Raw genomic sequence first — 5,760 nt, forward strand, 5'->3', positions numbered from 1 at the left:
GAAGTAGCCCAGCCACAGGAGCGTCGTGATCCACAGGATGCCACCAGCGACGTTGTAGAACACAAAGCTACGGTACGGCATGTTGGCGACGCCCGCCATGAAGGGCACGAACGTTCGCAGGATGGGCACGAAGCGGGCAATCACAATCGAGCGTCCGCCCTTGCGTAGATAGAACTCGTGCGCCTCCTCGACGTACCTCCGCTTGAAGAAGCGGCTGTCCTCACGCTGGAAGATCGCCTGCCCCGTCTTGCGTCCGAGCAGGAAGCCGACTTGATCGCCGACCACGGCGGCGCAGAGCAGCAGCAGGTAGGTGGTCCAGATATCGAGATGTGGGAGGCCTGGAAACGGTTTTGCGCACACGACCCCGGCGGTCACCAACAGTGAGTCGCCTGGCAGGAAGAAGCCAACCAGCAGGCCGGTCTCGGCAAAGACGATCCCGACAAGGACGGATAGACCACCCCACTCGATGAGCGCCCTGATGCCTTCATCGCTGTGAAGGGTCCGAAGCCACTCCAAAATCTGCTGCCAGAGCTCAGGCATGAGAGACAACGAAATCGAGCACACTCATCCTTGTCACAGGATACCTGCTATCGCGTAGAACAGGAAAGGCGCCTGACGCCTGACCCCTAATCCCTTTCAGAGGATAATGCCGTGTCGTGAGACGAATCCTGGTCGTTACCTCCGGCGCCTTGTTCGTGCACGGCGGGCATACGGTCATCGCCGACGAGACGTGCGCGGCGTTGCGGCGAGCCGGCTTTGCCGCCGAGCTTCTCATCACGCCGCAGAATCGGTTCGGACGTCAGCTCTCGGCTTATCTGGCCACCTGGCTGACCGATGTCGGTCAAACGGCCCATGGCCAACCCGTGGATCAGGTCATCTCGTTTCGCTTTCCCTCCTACGCGGTGCGGCACCCGCGACACGTCTGCTGGCTGAATCATCGGATGCGCGAATACTACGATCTCTGGGAGCGCTTCGCTTCCGGCATTGGCCGCCGGGCGCGGGTCAAGGAGCGCGTGAGACGAGGCGCCACCCACTTCATCGATGGCGCGCTGCTCACTCGGAATGTCACGCGGCTGCTCGCACAGTCGCGGACCATCCAGCAGCGACTCGTGCGCTTCGGCGGCATCTCGAGCGAGGTGCTGTACCCGCCAGCGCCAGAGCGACGATACCGCACCGACGAGTTCGGCGATTACATCTTCGCTGTGTCGCGGTTACACCCGCTCAAGCGCCTCGATTTGCTGGTCGATGCCACGGCCAAGATGCGCAACACGTCGATCGGCGTGAAGATCGCCGGAGAGGGTGAGGATCGTCCGCGCCTCGAGGAGCTGATTGCGCGGTATGGCCTCGAAGGTCGCGTCGAGCTCCTGGGGCACATCTCAGACGATGAGCTGGTCGAGCATTATGCGCGGTGCCGGGCAGTCTTTTTTGCTCCGTGGAACGAAGACTACGGCTTCGTCACGCTGGAGGCGTTTCGATCCGGCAAAGCCGTGGTCACCGCGCCCGATAGCGGTGGGCCGGCCGAGCTGGTCGTCCACGGCACAACCGGCCTCGTCGTCGACCCGACACCGGATCGGATGGCGGAATGCTTGGATCGCCTTGCGGGAGATCGCGGCCTTGCGGAGCGGCTCGGTCGTGCCGCCTTGCCCGTTGCTGCCCGCCACACCTGGGCCCACGTCGTCGACGTCCTGACCCGCTAGAAAAAGGAACCGGGTACCATTTCGCGCCCGAAAAGGTACCCGGTTCCTTTTCCTAACCGCCCCGCTGCGGTTGTCGTCTAATTTGACAGATGGAGGCGACCGAGGCCGCACTCCTGGCGCGGGCTCGCGCCGGTGATTCGGACGCGTTTGGCGAATTGGTCAAGCGCCACAGCCGGGGTGTGTTCGCGGTCGCGTTTCGTGTGACCGGCAACGAGCACGATGCCGAGGATGTCGTCCAGGAGACGTTCATCAAGGCCTATCGCCAGCTCGGGCGGTTCGAGGAACGGGCGCGCTTCAGTACCTGGCTGACGCGCATCGCTGCGAACTGCGCAGTTGACCTCCTGCGCTCCCGATCCAACCGTGAGCCGGCGAATGGTGAGACAGAAATGGGAGGTGCGGCATCGGAAGCGTGCCCTTGTTTGGCGCCGCTGCCAGATCGGGCGGCTCTTGGCGGTGAGGTGCGTGAACGTATCCAGGTCGCGATGGCGGAGTTGACCGCCATGGAGCGGGCCGCATTCGTGCTACGCCATTTCGAAGGGGAATCAATCGAGGTGATCAGCGCAGAGCTCGGGCTGAAGGCGAGCGCGACCAAGCACAGCATCTTTCGTGCGGTGCGAAAGATGCGCGCGGCGCTCGAGCCGTTCGTGCGCCCGGCCGCGGCTCCTCGAGGAAGCGCAGGGTCGAGCGGGAACCGACCCGTGTTCGCCAAGCGGGCAGACGTGTGAGGAGCTGAGCACTCGTCTCGCCTCAGCGGACGGAAGCCATGCACCATTTGAACGACGAACAGCTCATTCTCTTTCACTATGGCGAGGCGCCAGAAACGGAGGGCTGCGCGCGGCACCTGGAAGGGTGCGCGTCGTGTCGTCGAGCATACGAGGCGCTACGGGTGGTGCTTGCCGCGGGGACGTCCTGGGAACCACCGTCGCGTGATGCGCTGTACGGGGAGCGCGTGTGGGCGCAGCTCGAGCCGCAGCTCCGAGCGTTACAGCGTTCGTCGTCACCGAAGGTCGCGGGCGCGCCGTTCGACGGCGAGCGCCAGCCGCACGCCGGTTGGCTCGGCGCACTCCGCGATCTGTTGCGGCCCCGTGTCGTCGTGCTTGCAGGCTACGGCGCGGCGCTAGCCATGTTGGTCTTCGTGCTCGTGCAGTCATCACCTCGGCCCGAAGAGCCATCGCCGCTCACAGAATCGGTCCTGATGGATCAGGCGCGTGAGCGCGTCCTGCTCGGCTCGCTTGGCGATCACTTCGATCGCTCGCAGATCATGCTGCTCGAGCTGGCGAATCAAGATGAGGCGTTCGACGCTTCCAGCGCGCAGGACTGGGCGCAGGATCTGCTCGCGACGAACCGGCTGTACCGGCAGGCGGCCGCGAGCGATGGTGAAGCGGCCATGGCCAACGTGCTCGATGATTTGGAGCGGGTGTTGCTTCACGTTGCGCACGCGCCGGGAGAGCCGCAGGCGCAACCGGCGAGCCTCCGAGCGACGAGAGCGGACGCTCGCGAGATGCTGTTCAAATTGCGCGTCGCAGGCGACACGGTGCGAGCCCGCGAGCGCGCGGCATTCGAGATGCCCTGAAACAATGCCTGTCATCTTTGCAGGGCACCTCTTCGGAGCTTTGTTATGTCCACGGCACGTTTAATCGTCATTACCGTCGGCACCGTCGCGCTCGGCGTGGGGACTGTGCTCGCGCAGCCAGCACGCTCGACGCCGCTGATGCCACGAGAGCTCGACGAGTCGTTCGACATCGCCCTTGTCATGCTTTCCGCCGGCCAGGCACGTGCGGAGGCCGAGGCGCAAGCGGAGGCGCAAGCGGAGGCGCAAGCGGCGGCGGAGAGAGATCGGAGCCACGCGCAAGCGGAAGCCCTCAGAGTCCAGGTCGAGGCGCAGGCCGAGGCGGTCAGGGCCCAGACCGAGGCAGCTCGCGCGCAAGTCGAGGCCGCCGCGCAAGATTTTCCGTACCAAATGTTCTTTCACGGGCGCGGCGATTTCGAGTACGGCCGCGCCATCAACGCGCTCGACCGGGGGCTCTATGCCGAGGCGTTGTCTAGCCTGACGAAGCTCAGCGAGCTGCAGCAGAAGCGCAGAGAAGAAGATGGTCGCGATCGGCCGAAATCGTCAGCGGGCCGTCCCGACGCGATCGCCTATTGGATGGCCTACACACACTACAAACTCGGACAGGCAAGAGATGCGCTCAACACGCTCTCCAAGCTGTCAAAGACCTGGCCGGACAGCGGGTGGCGCAACGACGCGCGGGCCCTGGAGATCGAGATTCGGCAGTTGAGCGACCAGCCGGTGCGCCCGGAAACGATCGAAGACGAGGAGCTGAAGATTCTGGCGCTCCAGGGCCTCGTGCGCGCGGGGCGTCCCGAGGCGATGCCGGCGCTCGAGCGAATTGTCTTTGGCGTGAACCCGCCGCGCGTCAAGGAGCGGGCCATGTTCGTCCTCGCCCAGAACCCGTCACCAAAGGCGCGGGACGTGATGGTCAAGGTGATCAAGGGAGGGGCGAACCCAGATCTACAGGTCGTTGCCGTGCGTTACTTGGCTGCCCTCGGGCAAGAGAGTCAGGACTTGCTCACCGACGCTTACGGCTCGACGTCCGACGCCCGCGTGAAGGAGGCAGTCATCTCGCAGCTCGCGGCCAAGCAGCGCGCGAAGGCGCTCGTGAGCTTGGCCCGCAAAGAAAAGGACGCCAACCTCAAGAAGCGCATCGTCGAGCGGCTGGCCGGGATGAAGTCGAAGGAAGCGACGGACTATCTGGTGGAGATCGTCAACAAGTAGCGAGTTGCGTCAGATCGGTTCCCGAATGCGTCCAGTACGCCAGCACGGCCGCTAAGCCAGCCGGCGGCAATCGCCACAATGCTGTCGCGCGAGTGTTGTTGGTATGTAAGCTCCAGTGATTAATAATAGGGCTCCTCCAAGCTGAGATGGAGCCCACCATGGACGTAACCGAGGAGCACGTCACGAGCTATCTCCGCGCCTTGGGTGCGGGTGAAGGTGCTGCATTGGGTGAGCTCTTCGCAGCGGCGTACACGGTGCTCCGCGACGTGGCTCACGTCCAGCGTCGACGCTGGTCTGGCGAGGAAACATTGTCCACGACGGCGCTGGTGCACGAGGCCTACCTCAAGCTTTCCCAGCAAGCGTCTCCCCAATGGCAGAGCCGCGAGCACTTCTTGCGCGTCGCCGCGCGGGCCATGCGACACATCCTCATCGACTACGCGGAGCGCCGTCACGCGGCGAAACGCGGAGGTGATAGGACGTTCGTTCCGGTAGACGGGACACCGTTGATCGATGAGTCACACATCGAGGATATGCTCGCGCTCTCCGAGGCGCTCACCCTCCTTGCTCGCCAGAACCCACGTCAGGCTCAGGTCGTCGAATGCCGATTTTTCGCCGGCCTGGAGGTCGAGGATACGGCTGCGGCGCTTGGGGTCTCGTCGACGACGGTGAAGCGCGACTGGCGCCGCGCCCAGGCCTGGCTCTATCGCCAGCTCGGGCCACGGCCGGCCGGAGGGCACGACGCATCTCAGGGAGACCGGGGATCCTGATGCCTGCGGATCGGGAGCGCGAGCAGGGTGAACGGATCCAGAAGCTCTTGGATGAGCTGGAGGGCGTACCGCCGGCCAGCCAGCACGACTACCTCACAGAACGATGTCCGGATCCGGAGCTGCGCCGGGAGGTGCTCTCGCTGCTTGCCGCCGAGGGGGAGGCATCTGACTATCTAGATCGGTTCGCGCAGGGGATGCTGCCTGCCCTCGCCACGCCTCCGGATCCGAGGGGGAGGCGTATCGGTGCGTACCGTCTGCTGCGACTACTAGGCCGCGGTGGCATGGGGGTGGTCTACGAGGCGGAGCGAGCGGACGGTCAGTTCGAGCAACACGTCGCGCTCAAGCTCCTCACCACGGCGCTCACCGGCACCGAAGCCCACGACCGGTTTCTCGTCGAACGTCACATTCTGGCGGGCCTGGGGCATCCAGCAATCGCCCACTTGCTGGATGGGGGTGTGGTGGCCGACGGCACGCCCTGGTTCGCGATGGAGTACGTCGACGGCGAACCGATCGATGCCTA

General features: G+C 64.6%; 7 protein-coding genes. 6 read left to right on the forward strand and 1 reads right to left on the reverse strand.

The genetic code is table 11. The features are described 5' to 3' along the window. A partial coding sequence (locus tag GEV06_27910) for a DedA family protein (GenBank protein MPZ21684.1) occupies positions 1 to 540 on the reverse strand: 540 nt, incomplete at its 3' end. A gap of 116 nt (positions 541 to 656) precedes the next feature. Between GEV06_27910 and GEV06_27915 the strand changes: the two genes are divergently transcribed. From GEV06_27915 to GEV06_27940, 6 genes are all read left to right on the forward strand, one after another. Continuing rightward, positions 657 to 1,697, forward strand: coding sequence for a glycosyltransferase (locus GEV06_27915; protein ID MPZ21685.1), 1,041 nt, complete (start codon positions 657 to 659; stop codon positions 1,695 to 1,697). A gap of 89 nt (positions 1,698 to 1,786) precedes the next feature. Beyond that, a complete protein-coding gene (locus GEV06_27920) occupies positions 1,787 to 2,422 on the forward strand; it encodes a sigma-70 family RNA polymerase sigma factor (GenBank protein MPZ21686.1) in 636 nt (211 codons plus the stop codon). A 38-nt stretch (positions 2,423 to 2,460) separates the two neighbouring features. Further along, a complete protein-coding gene (locus GEV06_27925) occupies positions 2,461 to 3,270 on the forward strand; it encodes a hypothetical protein (protein ID MPZ21687.1) in 810 nt (269 codons plus the stop codon). A 45-nt stretch (positions 3,271 to 3,315) separates the two neighbouring features. Continuing rightward, positions 3,316 to 4,473, forward strand: coding sequence for a hypothetical protein (locus tag GEV06_27930; GenBank protein ID MPZ21688.1), 1,158 nt, complete (start codon positions 3,316 to 3,318; stop codon positions 4,471 to 4,473). A 146-nt stretch (positions 4,474 to 4,619) separates the two neighbouring features. Next, positions 4,620 to 5,240: a sigma-70 family RNA polymerase sigma factor gene (locus GEV06_27935; protein MPZ21689.1), complete on the forward strand. Its 621-nt coding sequence runs from the start codon at positions 4,620 to 4,622 to the stop codon at positions 5,238 to 5,240. 194 nt (positions 5,241 to 5,434) lie between these two features. Further along, positions 5,435 to 5,760 (forward strand): protein kinase (locus GEV06_27940; protein MPZ21690.1); only part of this gene is annotated, 326 nt, incomplete at its 3' end.

The sequence above is a fragment of the Luteitalea sp. genome, assembly GCA_009377605.1.
Classification (GTDB): Bacteria; Acidobacteriota; Vicinamibacteria; order Vicinamibacterales; family Vicinamibacteraceae; genus WHTT01.